The following is a 15,832-nucleotide window of genomic DNA, read 5'->3' on the forward strand; positions in this document are numbered from 1 at the left end:
CGCAGACTGCTCTACTCGATCTCGGCCACCACCTGGCCCGGCGGCTCCTTGCGGTTCGCCGGATCGCGCGTCAGGGCGTCGGTCATGATGTCGCGGGCCAGCGGCGCCGCCACGGCGGCGCCGGCATTGCCGTGCTCGACGACCACCGACACCGCATAGCGCGGCGCGTCGAAGGGCGCAAAGCAGATGAACAGCGCATGCGGCCGATATTCCCACGGCAGCGCCGAGGAATCGAAATGACCGCTCTCGCGCATGGCGCGCGACACCCGCCGCACCTGGGCCGACCCGGTCTTGCCGGCCATCTGGACGCCCGGAATGTCCAGCCGGGCCTTGGGCGCCGTGCCGTGGGGCTCGTTCACCACGGCGAACATGCCCTGCCGAAGCTGGTCCAGGAACGGGTCGGGCATCTCCAGCGCCGGCCAATGCGCCGGATCGGTGCCCTCCACCAGCTTGCCGGAAACGGCGCGGACCAGATGGGGCTGCACCGCGCGCCCGCTGGCGAGGCGCGAGACATAGGTCGCCAGTTGCAGCGGCGTGACCTGCACGAATCCCTGCCCGATGCCGCTGACGATCGTATCGCCGCCATTCCAGTGCTGGCCGTGCGCCCGCCGCCATTGCGGCGTGGGGATCAGCCCCTGGCGGGCATGAGGCAGCTCGATGTCCAAAGACGTGCCCAGCCCGAAACTGTGGGCCGCGGCGGCGATCGCGTCCATGCCCGTCCGGCGCGCGACCTCGTAGAAGAACACGTCGCACGAGAATTTCAGCCCGTCCCGCAGGGTCAGCGACCCATGGCCGTAGCGCGACCAGCAATGGAAGCGCGTGCCGCCCACGTCCAGATAGCCGGGGCAGAAGATCCGGTCGGCCGGCGACAGCGTTCCGGCCCGCAGCGCCGCCATCGCCACCGCGGGCTTGAAGGTCGATCCGGGCGGATAGACGCCGGCCACCGCCTTGTTGATCAGCGGCGTGCGCTCGTCATTGGTCCATTCGACCCATTGCGCCTGGCTGACGCCGCTGTCGAACAGCGACGGGTCGAAGGACGGGTTGCTGACCATGGCCAGCACCTCGCCGTTGCGGCAATCCATCACGACCGCGCTGGCCGACTGGTCGGCGATCCGGCCCAGCACCGCCTGCTGCAACCCCGAATCGACGGTCAGGGTGATTTCGTCGCCCGGCTGGCCGTCATCGCGCGACAATTCGGCCATGACGCGCCCGACGGAATTGACCTCGATCTCCACCGCGCCCACCGTGCCGCGCAACTGCGCGTCCTGGGTCTGCTCCAGGCCGGCACGGCCGATACGCATCCCCGGCAGCGCCATGGTCGCGTCATGGGCCACCTCCGCCTCGCCCGGCGGCGCGACATAGCCCACCACATGCGCCAGCAACGGCCCGAACGGGTAATTGCGCGTGGTGCCCACGTCGATCACCACCCCCGGCAGCGACGGCGCGTTCAGCTCGATCCGCGCCATGTCGTCCCAGGACAGGAAATCGCGCAGCATGATCGGGATGAAACGCCGCTTGTGGCGCATCTCCCGCTCGATACGGGCGCGATCGCGGGGTTCGATCGGCAGCAGGGCGGAAAACCGGTCCAGCGTGCCCGGAATGTCGCTGGTCTCCTCCGGCAGCAGCAGGGCGCGCCAATTCACCTTGTTCGACGCCACGGCAATGCCGAACCGGTCGACCACCCGCCCGCGCGGCGGCGCGATCAGCCGGCGATTGACGCGATTGTTCTCCGCCAGCCGGGCATAATGGTCGCCGTCGCGCACCTGCAGCTCGTACAGCCGGTGCCCCAGCCCGCCCAGGGCCGCCATCTGCGCCGTCAGCACCACCAGCGCCCGGCGGGTAAAGACGCCGCGGGACGGGTTTTCGGTGTCGGGCCGCGACATCAGGCGGGGCATGGTCTTTCTGCGCCGGATCATCCGACCACCCGCTCAGAAACGCATCCCGGCGGCGCCGATCAGGCGCGCTCGGGATTCGCGACGGTGCGCGACATGGCCGTGAACAGCCCGTACAGAACCGGAAAGACCCCCATCCCCAGCGTCCACTGGAACCCGAACGCCGCCCCCGGCATCACCCGCAGCGACAGCGCGGAAACCAGCGCCCATTGCAATACGGTGCCGGCGGCCGACACCCCCCCGAACGCCAGCCACAGCGCCAGCACGTGCAGCCGCGCCAGCCCATAGCGCGCCGACAGCGCGACCCCATGGACGATCAGCAGCACCAGCAGCATGACCCCCGGCGGCCCGAACCCCAGCAGGTCGACCAGCAGCCCGCACAGGAAGACGGCCGGCGACGGCATCGAGGCCGGCCGGAAGATCGACCAGAAGAACACCGAGGACAGCACCACGCCCGGCAGCAGCTCGGCCTGCCCCGGCAGGTCGAGCGGCGCGGACAGCAGCAGGATGGCCAGGCCGGTCAGCGCGGCGGGAAGGCCGCGCCGCGCCAGCACGTCCAGCCGCCGCCACAGGCTGGCGCGGGGCTGGATGCCCGGCTGCAGCGCAGGTGACGGGTCGGGCGTCATCCATGCACACTCTCATCCTCGGCCGAACGGGGCGCGGCCGAACGGCGCCGGACCGAACGGAGCACCGCCGAACGGGGCACCGCCGAATGGGGCGCCACCAGCCGGAGACTGGAACGGAAGCCCAAGGCCGTCCGCCGGGCGCTGGGCGGGCACGCGCCCCGGCGCGTCCGGCGCGACCACCGCCCCGCGGCCGTAATCGAAGATCCGGACGATGTCGAGATGCCCCAGCATCGCCGCCGGAACGACGACCGGCTGCCCGGGACGGGGATAATGGACCCGGCCGACGGGCAGGCCAGGGGGCAGTGAATCGATCTCGCCATTGGTGACGACACGTTCTCCCTCGATCGGCGGATTATCCTGCGGGTAATAGATCAGGCGCGGAGTAGCTGAATTGTCTCCCGCCATTATAGCCGCCCCGTGGCTGACTTCCAGAGTGACCGGAATGCGGCTGGACACATCCGTCACCAGCAGCACCCGCGCCGAGCGGATTCCGGTTTCGGTCACCCGCCCGACCAGGCCCGACGCATCCAGCGCGATCTCGCCCTTGCGGATTCCCGCATCGACGCTGGCGGCCACCAGCACGCTGCGGGCATACAGCCCGCTGGCGTCGCGCACCACGCGGCCGGTGACGAAGGATGATTCCGGGTCCGGCATCCAGTGCAGGTTGGCCTTCAGGGTCGCGTTCTCGTCGGCCAGGGCGGCCGCGACGTCGTACCAATGGCGCAGATTGGCGTTCTCGGCACGCAGGCGCTGGTTTTCGGCCTCGACCCGCCCCATGTCGCGCACCCGGCCGACCAGGAAGCGGATCCGCGCCTGCGGCCAGGCGATCATCCCATAGGCCGGCGCCAGCAGATCGGCGACCTCCATGCGCATCCGCTCGGCCAGCGGGCGATCCGCCTGTCCCAGCAGCATGACGCCCAGCGCCGCGACGATCAGGAACGGCAGCACCAGCTTGTCCAGCGCCTGGCGCAGCGGGATGGACAGCGGAATCATCGCGCGGCACCCCCGCACGGCAGGTGCCCCCCGGTCGCGTCGCCGATCCGCTCGCCGTCGTTCCGCGGGATCTTCATCACCCCCGCCCCCTTGCCCGTGCCTGTCCCGGACGCGCGGCGCGCGCCCGGCTCGCCTCTTCCGCGGTCAGTATCAGTACATGCTGGTCAGTACGTTCTTCAGCCGTTTCATTTCTTCCAGCGCGCGCCCGGTCCCCAGCGCCACGCAGGACAGCGCGTCCTCGCCCACCGTGACCGGCAGGCCCGTCGACCGGCGCAGCACCTCGTCCAGCCGGAAAAGCAGCGCGCCCCCGCCCGTCAGCACAATCCCCTTGTCCACGATGTCGGCGGCCAGTTCCGGCGGCGTGTTTTCCAGCGCGGTGGTGACGGCATCGACGATCTGGCTGACCGGCTCGGCCAGGCTCTCGGCGATCTGCGCCTGCGAGACCACGACCTCCCGCGGCACGCCGTTGATCAAGTCCCGGCCCTTGACCTCGCGCCAGCCGCCGTCATCCTGGTAATCGTCCGGCGGCAGCGCCGACCCCAGCTCGATCTTGATCCGCTCGGCCGAGCTTTCGCCGATCAGCAGGTTATGGGTACGGCGGATATAGGAAATGATCGCCTCATCCATCTTGTCGCCGCCGACACGGGCCGACCGGGCATAGACGATGCCGCCCAGCGAGATCACCGCGACCTCGGTGGTACCGCCGCCGATATCGACGATCATGCTGCCCGACGGCTCGGTGACCGGCAGGCCGGCGCCGATCGCCGCCGCCATCGGCTCCTCGATCAGGAACACCTTGCGCGCTCCGGCGCTTTCCGCGCTTTCCTGGATGGCGCGGCGCTCGACCGCGGTCGAGCCCGACGGCACGCAGACGATGATCAGCGGGCTGGCGAACATCCTGCGGTTATGCACCTTGCGGATGAAATGCTTGATCATTTCTTCGGCGACTTCGAAATCGGCGATGACGCCGTCGCGCAGCGGCCGGATCGCGGTGATGTTGCCGGGCGTCCGCCCGACCATCTGCTTGGCTTCCTCGCCCACCGCCAGGACCTGCTTCTTGCCGCGTACGTCGGCGATCGCCACCACCGACGGTTCGTTCAGAACGACGCCGCGTCCCTTGACATAGACGAGCGTATTGGCCGTGCCGAGGTCGATGGCCATGTCGGCCGACAAAAGACCCAGCAGACGAGCAAACATGCAGAACTCCCGCGAACAAGCACGACCCCGGCCGGCGGATGCGCCACGGCGGCGGGCCGCGCGCATGTCAACCGGTACTGTCGGATCAGGGCGACGGCTTACCGGGGCCGCGCCCCCTGGGCAAGGCCCACGGACATTAATTCGTGCTTTTCATATGTCATCCGGGCCGCCATCCGGGCCGTCATTCCGGCCGCCCTTCGGATCGCCCTTCGATCGGTTGAAAAAATTTGCCGTCGCCCGGCTGCCGGCCCCTGCACGCATCCCCATATTCCCTGCGTCGAGAGGACCCGGTCCCGCCTTCCGCGTTCCGCCTTTCGCGCTGCCCTGTTTTCGCCACCGAAACGCCGCGCGGAATTCACGAGCGGGACCGACAGTTCCCCGTCACATGACAATCCAGCCGCCTCATGTGCGAGGCGCCTGGCGATTTCGATGAGGATATTGACCATGACGATCCGCGTGCATGCCCCCCTTCTGGCTCGCTCCGCGATCCTCGGCGCCGGCCTGCTGGCGCTCGCCGGCTGCAGCAATCCCTATGACCCGGGCCAGCGCGCGCTGGGCGGCGGACTGATCGGCGCCGGCGGCGGTGCCGCAATCGGCGGCCTCGCCGGCGGCGGCACCGGGGCCGCGATCGGCGCGCTGACCGGCGGCGCGCTCGGCGCCGCCACCGGGGCCGCGACCACGCCCAACCCGCCGCCGCGCCGCGGCTACAACGGCGGTTACTGACAGGGGCAGCTACTGACAGGACGCCCCGCCGGGGATAAACGGGTCGGGGAGGAAGGATGGCTCCATCCTCCCCGATCACGTTCTCCGGGCCGCGCCTCCCAACCATGAGATGAACATGAGCCTTCTTCGCAGTCTCTCCACTAGCTCCCCCCTCATGCCGCGCCGGCCGCTTCGCGGGCTGGCCCTCGTCGCGGCCGCCGGCGGCATGCTGTCGCTCGCGGCCTGCAGCAATCCCTATGACCCGGGCCAGCGCGCGCTGGGCGGCGGACTGATCGGCGCCGGCGGCGGCGCTGCGATCGGCGCGCTCGCCGGCGGCGGCCGCGGTGCCGCGATCGGCGCACTGGCCGGCGGTGCGGTCGGCGCCGCGACCGGCGCCGCGACCACCCCGCAGCGCCCGTACTATCCGCAACAGGGCTACGCCCCCCCGCCGCCCCCGCCGCCGCCGAGCTATTACGGACGGCCCGCCTATCCGCCGCCGCCTCCGCCCCCTCCTCCGCCGGGCTATTATAACGGCTACTGACGCCCGGATTCTCCGGGCCCGGGCCGTTCATGCCCGGGCCGCATGAAAAAAGGCGCCCGCACGATGCGGACGCCTTTTTCCCGTTCCGACCGAACGGACCGCAGGTTCAGGCCATCAGCGCCTCGGGCTCGGCCCGTGTCCGCTTGACCAGCAGCTTGTTCAGCGCATGGACATAGGCCCGCACGGCCGAGACCAGCGTGTCGCTGTCCGCCCCCTGCCCGTCCACCAGCTTGCCGTCCTCTTCCAGCCGCACCGTGGTCCGCGCCTGGGCATCGCTGCCCTCGGTCACCGCACCCACCGAATAAAGCTGCAGCGTCGCGTCGTGGGGATAGATGGCGCGCACCGCGTTGAACGCCGCATCCACCGGCCCCTGTCCGTTCACCGTGGCGTCGCGGGCTTCCCCGTCGACCTCCAGCACCAGCGCGGCGCGCGCCGGCCGCTTGGACCCGGCCTCGACCTCCAGCGACACGAACCGGATGCGGGCATGATCGCGCGCCTCGTCATCGACCAGCGCCGCCAGGTCCTCGTCATAGACGACCTTCTTGCGGTCGGCCAAATCCTTGAAGCGCACGAACGCGTCGTTCAATTGCGCGTCGTCCATGTCGCCATATCCCATGGCCTTCAGCTTGTCGCGGAACGCTGCGCGGCCGGAATGCTTGCCCAGCACCAGCGACGAACGCGTCCAGCCCACGCTCTCCGGCGTCATGATCTCATAGGTCGCGGCATTCTTCAGCACGCCGTCCTGATGGATGCCGCTCTCATGGGCAAAGGCGTTGCGGCCGACGATCGCCTTGTTGGGCTGCACGTCGAAACCGGTGATCGTCGCCAGCATGCGCGACACCCGCAGCAGATTCCCGGTCCGGATGTCGTTGCGATAGGGCAGCACGTCCTGGCGGGTGCGCAGCGCCATCACGATCTCTTCCAGCGCCGCATTGCCCGCGCGCTCGCCGATGCCGTTGATGGTGCACTCGATCTGCCGCGCGCCCGCCGAGACCGACGCGATGGTGTTCGCCACCGCCAGGCCCAGATCGTTATGATTGTGGGCCGAGAAGATCACCCTGTCCGCGCCCGGCACGCGTGCGCGCAGGTCGGCGAAGATCCGCGCCATGTCCTCGGGCGTCGCATAGCCCACCGTATCGGGGATGTTGATCGTCGTGGCCCCGGCCTTGATCGCGGCCTCGACGCAGCGGCACAGAAAGTCCGGATCGGTGCGCGACCCGTCCTCGGCCGACCATTCGACGTCGTCGGTGAACTGGCGCGCCGCCATGTTGCCGGCGGTGATCAGCTCCAGCACCGTCTCGGGCTCCATCCGCAGCTTGTATTTCATGTGCAGCGGCGAGGTGGAGATGAAATTATGAATGCGGCCGCGCTCCGCCGGACGGATGGCCTCGCCCGCGCTGGCAATGTCGTTCTTGCCGCCGCTGCGCGCCAGTGCGCAGATCACCGGCCCCCGAACGGTCGAGGCGATCTGGTGCACGCTCTCGAAATCGCCCTTCGACGCCACGGGAAAGCCCGCCTCGATCACGTCGACGCCCAGCTCGGCCAGCGCCTCGGCCATCCGGAGCTTCTCGGTCAGGTTCATCGAGAAACCGGGGGATTGTTCGCCGTCGCGCAGCGTCGTGTCGAAAATGATGACGCGGTTGCCGTCGATGCGGCCGAAGGACGGATGGTCGATCGTCATGGGGAATATACCTCGGACTTGTGCCGGATGTTCGCCTTATGAACGCCACGGGCGGCGTTCGCTTACCTGCATGCGGGCCCGGGCCCGCATCATCCCCTGGGCGTACCGGCATCGCGCCGGCCCTGAACGCTCAGGGGATGATAAGTCGGGGGCAGATAAGTCGAAGGCGAAGGAGGAGCGCCCCGCGTCCACGGGCGCACGACAGCGCAGGCGCTTGCGCACCCATCCTGCCGGCCATCATGAACGTCACGCGATCCATGGGCGGCACCATACAGGCCGACCCGCCGATTGCAACCGAAATTGCAATCGAAATTGCAACCGAATTCGCGCGGAAAGCCGCCCCCAACGATCGACGCGACCGGCCGATCAGCCGGTCAGCCGCGTCACCCCGCCGGCCGAGGCGAAATACCGGTCGATCGCCTGCTTCATCGCCCCCGCGACCATCATCCGGTGCCCGGCCTGGCGCAGCGCCGCCTCGTCCAGCCGGTTGGACATGAACCCCATCTCGACCAGGACCGAGGGAATATCCGCCGATTTCAACACCACGAACGCCGCATGGCGCGACGGATTGGGCAGCAGCCCGATCCGCGGCTGGAACGCCGCGACCACGCTGCTGGCCATATGGGCGGCGCCGCGGCGCGTCTCCTCGGTCACCAGGCTCGCCAGGATGGCCTGCACCTCGGGCGAGGCGGCATGGACCTGCGGCCCGCCGAACCGGTCGGCGCTGTTCTCGGTGCGCGCCAGCGCCGCCGTCTGCGCGTCCGACGCCTGGCCCGACAGGGTATAGACGCTGGCCCCGCGCACGCCGCGATCGGTCAGCGCATCGGCATGCATCGAGATGAACAGCGCGGCCCGGTGGGCATGGGCGATCTCGACCCGCCCTTCCAGCGGGATGAATCGGTCGTCCGCGCGCGTCATCACCACGCGATACGCCCCGCTGGCCAGCAATTGCCGCCGCAACTCCGCCGCCGCCGCCTCGGCGATATGTTTCTCATAGGTGCCGGAAACCCCGATCGCGCCCGGGTCCTTGCCGCCATGGCCGGGGTCCAGCATGACCAGCGGCAACGGCGCCGCCGCCCGGCCGACGATGGCCGGCGCGCCCAGATGATGGCCGCCCTGCCCGTGCCCACCATGATGCACCGCCGCCCGCGTCGGCAGCGTCACGCACGCCGCCAGCCCCGCCAGCAGCACCCGGCGGCGCCCCTCAGCCTGCCTGCCCGGCGCCGCCGCGCCGTCGGAACGATATTGGAACATGCAAAACCGGTCTCCATTGCCGATCCCACCCCCATCTAGCAGGAATCGCGCGCGTCGTCAGCATATCAACGGTTTGCACGCAATCATTGGTACCGGCCGTCAACCCCGATGACGAAACCCGGCTGCCCCCCGAGGGGCGCTTGCAGCGGGGGCGCAGTTGGGTCATGCTGTACTCGTGATGGGTCCGCGCCGATCGACGCCTGAAAGAGGCACGCGCGGCATGACCGGACCCATCCGGCCGGCCGGTCCCATCGGGGCGTGGCGCCCGACACCCAGGGGACTGACATCCTGGATGGCCGGGCCGTCCACGCCGACGGAACCGGCTGCCGCTCCGCCCCGGCCGCAAGGCCGGACGGCGGATGACGACGCCATATATGCGACGATGCGGCCGGACGATGCACGGCCGCGCGTCATCGTTTGATGAGGATGGATGAACGCCACGCGACCCGCGTCCGAAGACCGTTTGACCCAGCCCGCGCCCCTGGCGGCGCGCGCTGATCACGGCCGCGCGGGCTCCGCCGCAACGGTTTCTGGATTCATCATGTTCCCCCCGACTGTTTTTGCCCCTTCCGCCCGCCGCCTCCGTCCGCCCCCGATGCGGACGCCGGACAGAGGCCGGGACCGGGCATACCGGAGTTCCGTTTTTTATGAACAAGCGCATGCTGATCGACACGACCCACGCGGAAGAAACCCGCGTGGTCGTGATGGATGGTAACAGGCTCGAAGATTACGACGTCGAGGCATCGGCCAAGAAGCAGCTCAAGGGCAATATCTACCTGGCCAAGGTGATCCGGGTCGAGCCCAGCCTGCAGGCCGCCTTCGTCGAATATGGCGGCAACCGCCACGGCTTCCTGGCCTTCAGCGAGATCCATCCGGACTACTACCAGATCCCGGTGGCCGATCGCGAGCGCCTGCTCGCCCTGCAGGAGGAAGAAGCCCGCGCCGACGAGGCCCAGCTTCAGGACGATTTCGCCGAAGCCGGGCCCGGCTCTGAAACCGACGCCGAAACCGGCCTGGAGTCCGGCTCGGAATCCGTCCCGGAATCCGTCTCCGGCACCGCCGAACTGGTGGCGACCGACGACGAGGCCGCCCAGCCCGAGCCCGAGCCCCTGCCCGAGACGGTCGGCGGCGAGACCGATACCGGCGAGGAAGGCGCGGTCCAGCGCCGCATCGCCCGCTTCCTGCGCAGCTACAAGATCCAGGAAGTCATCCGCCGCCGCCAGGTCCTGCTGGTGCAGGTCGTCAAGGAGGAACGCGGCAACAAGGGCGCCGCGCTGACCACTTATATCTCGCTGGCCGGCCGCTACTGCGTGCTGATGCCCAACTCGCTGCGCGGCGGCGGGGTGTCGCGCAAGATCACCTCGGTGGCCGATCGCCGCCGGCTCAAGGACGTGATCGCCGAACTGCAGATCCCCCGCGGCATGGCCATGATCGTGCGCACCGCCGGCGCCCAGCGGCCGCGCCCCGAGATCATGCGCGACTGCGAATATCTGCTGCGGCTGTGGGACGATATCCGCGACCATACGATGCGCTCGATGGCGCCCGCGCTGATCTATGAGGAAGCCAGCCTCATCAAGCGCGCCATCCGCGACATCTACACCCGCGACGTGGGCGAGATCCTGGTCGATGGCGAGGCCGGCTGGAAATCGGCCCGCGAATTCATGCGCATGCTGATGCCGCAGAGCGCGCAGAAGGTGAAATGCTGGCAGAACGGCGCCCAGCCGCTGTTCTCGCATTTCAATGTCGAGGGCCTGCTGGACTCGATGCTCTCGCCCACCGTGCAGTTGCGCTCGGGCGGCTACCTCGTCATCAACCAGGCCGAGGCCCTGGTCGCGATCGACGTCAATTCGGGCCGCGCGACGCGCGAGCGCAATATCGAAGAGACCGCGCTGCGCACCAATCTCGAAGCCGCCGAGGAAGTCGCCCGGCAATTGCGCCTGCGCGACCTGGCGGGCCTGATCGTCATCGACTTCATCGACATGGAAAGCCGCAAGCACAATGCGATGGTCGAGCGGCGGCTGAAGGACGCGCTGCGCACCGACCGCGCGCGCATCCAGGTCGGCGCGATCTCGCATTTCGGCCTGCTGGAAATGTCGCGCCAGCGCCTGCGCCCGTCGATCACGGAATCCACCTTCACCCCCTGCCCGCACTGCCAGGGCACCGGCATCATCCGCGGCACCGAAAGCGCGACCCTGCACGTGCTGCGCGCGATCGAGGAAGAAGGCGCGCGCCGCCGCGCGGCCGAGATCATGGTGCATGTCGCCGCCGAGATCGCGCTCTATATCCTGAACAACAAGCGCGTCTGGCTGGACGAAATCGAAAAGCGCCACAAGATGCGCGTCACCTTCGCGCCCGACCCCAGCCTGGCGCCGTCGCAGGTCCGCATCGAACGCACCCGTCCGCAGACCGAGCGGTTCGAACCGGTGGCACCGCAGCCGGTCCCCGCCGAGGCCGCGCAATCCGGCCAGGTCCGCGAAATCCCGATCCTGCCCGCCGCGCCGGCCGAAACGCCCCAAGGTGAAACCATCCAGGGTGAAGCCGCCCAGGGTGAAGCCGTCCGGCCTGGAACGATCCCGGCCGAAGCCGCGCCGTCCGCCGCCGAGGGAGAAGGCGAAGAGGGCACCGATCATCGCCGCCGCCGCCGCCGTCGTCGCCGCCGTCGCGGAGCCGAACGGGGCGAACAGCCCGAAACCGCGCTGCACCCCGCCGGGGAGGAAGCCGCTCAGGAAGACGCCGGAGAAGATACCGAGGCGGCATTCGCCACCGAGGCGCCGCGCGAACCCGGCGAAGAGGCCGAGGCTCCGCAGGCACGGCGCCAGCCTGCTCCCGAGCCTGCGCAGGGCCGCGAGGATGGCGGACGCGATCGCCACCGCCGCCGCCGCGACCGGCATGAACGCCGCGCCCCAGGCGCCGAGCCCCATCGCGCCGAGCCTTATCGCGGCCCGACGCCGGCCAATCCGTTCGGCAACGGCATCATCGACATCTTCGACGTGATCGAGCAATCCGCCGAGCTGGCGCCCGCCCAGGCAACGCCCGCATCGCCGGCCGCGCTCATCGAAGGCAATCTCGCCAAGAATAGTCTCGCCGGGGACAGTGCCGCCGGGGACATCCTCGACGTCGCCGAAACGCTGGCGGTGTCCGAGCCCGAGGCGGTGCCCGCGATCGCCGAGCCCACGGTTGCCGAGCCCCCGATCGCCGAGCCCACGGCGGTTGAGGCCGAGGCACCGGCCAAGCCCAGGCGCCGCCGCGCGGCGACCGCGCGCAAGGCCGCGACCAAGGCGGTGGAACAACCCGCCCAGGCCGAAGACAGCGCCGCCCCCGCAACGGAGGTCGTGGACGCTGCTGGGGAAGCCGCTGGGGAAGCTGCTGGGGAAACCGCCGGGGAAGCCCCCGAGGTAACGCCCGCCAAGCCGGCCCGCAAACGGGCCACCCGCGCCGCCACGTCCACGGCCGCGTCCACGACGCGCGCCCGCAAGGCCAAGCCGGCGGCCGAGACACCCGCCGACGCCGAGAGCACGGCAAACGCCGAGGACGCAGCCGAAGCGGCCCCCGCCAAGCCGGCCCGCAAGCGGACCACCCGCGCCGCCGCATCCGCGACCGCGCCCCGCACCCGCAAGGCCAAACCGGCGGCCGAGACACCCGCCGAGGACGCCACCAGCGAAACCGCCGGCGAAACGACCGCGGCCAAACCCCGGCGCACGCGCAAAACCCCCGCCCGCGCCAAGGCGGCAACGGGGGCGGGCACCGAGTCAACGCCCGAACCGGCCGCCGCGGAGGCCACGCCGGCCGGCAGCCCGGCCGTGCAGCCGATCGTCATCGACGGTTCCAGCCCCGCTCCGGTCCGCAAGACCGGCTGGTGGCGCCGCTGACGCCGGCCTGACGGAAGGCCGATCGACGAGCGTCCTGCCCGGGAAAGAGTTTCCCGGGCAGGACACCAACATTAGAAACCGTTATTCATCAACAGATTGGGGTCAAGGGGTCCGCGACCCCTTGCGGGTCGAGGGCAGCGCCCTCGCCTTGCCTTGCCCCCAGACCCTGCCCGTCGCTCACCCCGCGCCGTTCGGATCGGCGGGCGCGGTCTCCCACCCCGGGCCGATCACGGCCGCGCTGCGCCGCCCCATCCCGTCGGTGCGCAGGACGATGACGTTCTGTTCTTCCAGATAGGCGAGCTGCCGGCGCGCCCGGCCGAGAGAATGGGTGCCGTACGCCCTGGCGATGGTGGCGTCCGACGGACAAGGCGCCCCCTGCTGCGCCGCCCGGGCGATCAGCAGGAAAATCCCCCGCACGTCGTCCGGCAACGGTCCCGCGATGCGCTCGGCGGTCTGCCAGGTCTCGCTCTCGGCGGCCTCCGCGTCGATCCCGGCGCGGGCGGTGGCCAGCAGGCGGCGGAATTGCGGCATGTCCAGCGCCTGGCGCCCCATCCCCTCGATCCGGCAGCGCACCAGGAAATCCTGGTACAGTACGTGCACCGGGCGGAAACCGGCCTCCTCGTCGCGCAGGATCTCGGTCAGGATCGCACCGAACTGCCGCCGCCGCTCGGCCGGGTCCATGTCGGCCTCGGCCGGCGCGCCCCGCGCCTCGGCCTCGGTGACGATCGCGGCCGAGGCCGCGTGGGCGGCCAGTTGCGCCAGGATGTCCGGCGGCGGCGGCGCCACCGGCCGCGGCGGACGGGCGGGCGCCTCGCGCTCCGGCATCCGGGTCAGGATCAGGTCGCGAATGTCCTCGGGCGGCGGCGCGGGGGCGAAGGGCATCAGGGCCGGCCCGGCCGAGCGGCTCTCGGTCTCGACCGCGCCGATCCGCACCGGCAGCGGCCGGCGGGACAAAGCCGGCCCCAGCGCGACGAAATAGCCGCGCTCCAGGTCGCGGAAGCTCTCGGCCTGGCGCCGTTCCATGCCCAGCAGGTCGGCGGCGCGCATCATGTCGATATCCAGGAAGGTGCGCCCCATCAGGAAATTCGACGCCTCGGCCGCGACGTTCTTGGCCAGCTTCGCCAGGCGCTGGGTGGCGATCACCCCGGCCAGCCCGCGCTTGCGCCCACGGCACATCAGGTTGGTCATCGCACCCAGCGAAGCCCGCCGCGCCTCGTCCGACACCTCGCCCGCCGCCGCCGGAGCAAAGAGCTGCGCCTCGTCCACCACCACCAGCACCGGGTACCAGTAATCCCGCCCCACCTCGAACATCCCGCCCAGAAAGGCGGCGGCGCGGCGCATCTGCACCTCGGCGTCCGCGCCTTCCAGGTTCAGCACGACCGACGCGCGATGCACGCGCATGCGCTCGCCCGCCGCCTGCAGTTCCGCCTCGGTATGGGCGGCGCCGTCGATCACCAGATGGCCGTATTTCTCCGCCAGGCTGACGAAATCGCCCTCGGGATCGATGATGGCCTGCTGCACCAGCGTCGCCGACTGCTCCAGCAGCCGGCGCAGCAGATGCGACTTGCCCGACCCGGAATTGCCCTGCACCAGCAGGCGGGTGGACAGCAATTCCGCCAGATCCATCTGCGCGGGGCCCCCGCCCCGCACGTCGCCTATGGTGATCGCAACCGTCATGGACAGGACGGATACCGTCCCTTGCCCTGCTCCTGCAACCAGTCCAGCACTCCGCGCGCGGCGGCATGCCCGGTGGCGAAGCAGGCCTGCAACAGATATCCCCCGGTCGGGGCCTCCCAATCCAGCATTTCGCCGGCCACGAACACCCCCGGCCGGGCACGCAGCATGAAGCGCGCATCGATTTCGGCGCGGCGCACCCCGCCGGCCGCCGAAATCGCCCGCTCCAGCGAATCGGGCGCCGTCGCCACCACCGGCACCGCCTTGACCAGCCGCGCCAGCGCCACGGTGTCGCGCGGCGGGCTTTCGCCATGCGGCATGCCCTCGCGCAGCAGCGCCACCGCCACGGGCGGCAGGCGCAGCGCCTTGCGCAGCAGGTTGGACAGGCTCTCGCGCCCCCGCACCCGCGCCAGCCGCCCGGCCACCGCGTCGCACGCCATGTCCGGCCGCAGATCGATCATCAGCCGCGCCGTCCCGTGCCGCGCGATCCGCTCGCGCAGCCGGGCGGACAGCGCATAGACCGCGCCGCCCTCCAGCCCGCGCCGCGTCACCACCGCCTCGCCCCGCACCCGCGCATCCTCTCCGGCGCCACCCTCATCCGGCACCCCATCCAGCATCAGCGCGATGCCCCGCAACGGCGTGCCGGCGAACCGGTCGCAAAATTCCCGGCTCCAGCTCGTGACGAACCCGCAATTGGCCGGCCGGAACGGCGCGACCCCGATCCCGGCCTCCTCCAGCAGCGCGGTCCAGCGCCCATCCGCCCCCAGGCGGGGCCGGCTCGCGCCGCCCAGCGCCAGCAGCACGGCATCGGCCGGCATCGTCCCCTCACCCCGCATCCCGTCTCCCTGGCGCCCATCCCCCTGGGGCCCGACAAAGCGCACCCGCCCCGCCTCGTCCCAACCGGTCCAGTCATGGCGGGTCAGCAGCCGCACCCCCAGCGCATCCAGCCGCGCGCGCCAGGCCCGCAGCAGCGGCGACGCCTTCATGGCAAGCGGAAAGACCCGCCCGCTGCTGCCGACGAAACAGGGCTGGCCCAGCCCGTCCGCCCAGCGGCGCAGATCGTCCGGGGCAAAGCCGCGCAGCGCGGGCTCCAGCCACGATCGCGCCGCGCCATACCGCGTGACGAACCGCTCGAACGGCTCCGAATGGGTCAGGTTCAGCCCGCCCCGGCCCGCCATCAGCAGCCGGCGCCCGATCGTGGGCATCCGTTCCAGCACGCTCACCGCGCAGCCGGCCTCCGCCAGCCGCTCGGCCGCCGCCAGCCCGGCCGGACCGGCCCCGACAATGACGATGGCGGGCCTCATGCCCCCATTCCCGCTACACCCGATACACACATCCTCGGGGCTTTAGATCAGATCGCGCCCCAGTGGAATCGCCTTACGTGAAATCGCCTCACGCGAAAT

11 protein-coding genes are annotated in these 15,832 nt (G+C 70.5%); 3 read left to right on the plus strand and 8 right to left on the minus strand.

What is annotated here, in order from left to right; translation table 11 throughout:
• Positions 1-11: 11 nt before the first annotated feature.
• From mrdA to QN315_RS02750, 4 genes are all read right to left on the minus strand, one after another.
• Positions 12-1,916: a penicillin-binding protein 2 gene (mrdA, locus tag QN315_RS02735; RefSeq protein ID WP_323991390.1), complete on the minus strand. Its 1,905-nt coding sequence runs from the start codon at positions 1,914-1,916 to the stop codon at positions 12-14.
• A 38-nt stretch (positions 1,917-1,954) separates the two neighbouring features.
• A complete protein-coding gene (locus tag QN315_RS02740; RefSeq protein WP_323991391.1) occupies positions 1,955-2,518 on the minus strand; it encodes a hypothetical protein in 564 nt (187 codons plus the stop codon).
• Between the two features lie 12 nt (positions 2,519-2,530).
• Positions 2,531-3,511, minus strand: a complete 981-nt coding sequence (gene mreC / locus QN315_RS02745; protein ID WP_323991392.1) for a rod shape-determining protein MreC — start codon at positions 3,509-3,511, stop codon at positions 2,531-2,533.
• 150 nt (positions 3,512-3,661) lie between these two features.
• Complete coding sequence (locus QN315_RS02750) at positions 3,662-4,708, minus strand: rod shape-determining protein (RefSeq protein ID WP_323991393.1); 1,047 nt, start codon at positions 4,706-4,708, stop codon at positions 3,662-3,664.
• 429 nt (positions 4,709-5,137) lie between these two features.
• Between QN315_RS02750 and QN315_RS02755 the strand changes: the two genes are divergently transcribed.
• A complete protein-coding gene (locus tag QN315_RS02755; RefSeq protein WP_323991394.1) occupies positions 5,138-5,431 on the plus strand; it encodes a cell envelope biogenesis protein OmpA in 294 nt (97 codons plus the stop codon).
• A 115-nt stretch (positions 5,432-5,546) separates the two neighbouring features.
• Positions 5,547-5,951 (plus strand): hypothetical protein, encoded by a 405-nt coding sequence (locus QN315_RS19545; RefSeq protein ID WP_408904573.1) that lies wholly within the window; start codon positions 5,547-5,549, stop codon positions 5,949-5,951.
• Between the two features lie 106 nt (positions 5,952-6,057).
• On the opposite strand, the gene QN315_RS02765 is transcribed toward QN315_RS19545, so the two are convergent.
• Complete coding sequence (locus tag QN315_RS02765) at positions 6,058-7,632, minus strand: 2-isopropylmalate synthase (RefSeq protein ID WP_176640819.1); 1,575 nt, start codon at positions 7,630-7,632, stop codon at positions 6,058-6,060.
• A 366-nt stretch (positions 7,633-7,998) separates the two neighbouring features.
• Positions 7,999-8,886 carry an N-acetylmuramoyl-L-alanine amidase gene (locus QN315_RS02770; RefSeq protein WP_323991395.1) on the minus strand — a complete coding sequence of 296 codons (888 nt, stop codon included), beginning with the start codon at positions 8,884-8,886 and terminating at the stop codon, positions 7,999-8,001.
• Between the two features lie 647 nt (positions 8,887-9,533).
• Between QN315_RS02770 and QN315_RS02775 the strand changes: the two genes are divergently transcribed.
• Positions 9,534-12,755 (plus strand): Rne/Rng family ribonuclease, encoded by a 3,222-nt coding sequence (locus tag QN315_RS02775; protein ID WP_323991396.1) that lies wholly within the window; start codon positions 9,534-9,536, stop codon positions 12,753-12,755.
• A 177-nt stretch (positions 12,756-12,932) separates the two neighbouring features.
• Here the strand turns inward: QN315_RS02775 and QN315_RS02780 are convergent, their stop codons facing one another.
• Both QN315_RS02780 and QN315_RS02785 read right to left on the minus strand, forming a co-directional pair.
• The gene (locus QN315_RS02780; RefSeq protein ID WP_323991397.1) at positions 12,933-14,432 is read right to left on the minus strand and encodes an ATP-binding protein; all 1,500 of its coding nucleotides are present in this window, start codon (positions 14,430-14,432) and stop codon (positions 12,933-12,935) included.
• Positions 14,429-15,733 carry a TIGR03862 family flavoprotein gene (locus QN315_RS02785; RefSeq protein WP_323991398.1) on the minus strand — a complete coding sequence of 435 codons (1,305 nt, stop codon included), beginning with the start codon at positions 15,731-15,733 and terminating at the stop codon, positions 14,429-14,431. Before QN315_RS02785 ends, QN315_RS02780 begins: the two co-directional genes overlap by 4 nt.
• Between the last annotated feature and the right edge of the window lie 99 nt (positions 15,734-15,832).

The sequence above is a fragment of the Nguyenibacter sp. L1 genome (assembly GCF_035199985.1).
In the GTDB taxonomy this organism is placed as follows: Bacteria; Pseudomonadota; Alphaproteobacteria; order Acetobacterales; family Acetobacteraceae; genus Gluconacetobacter; species Gluconacetobacter vanlangensis.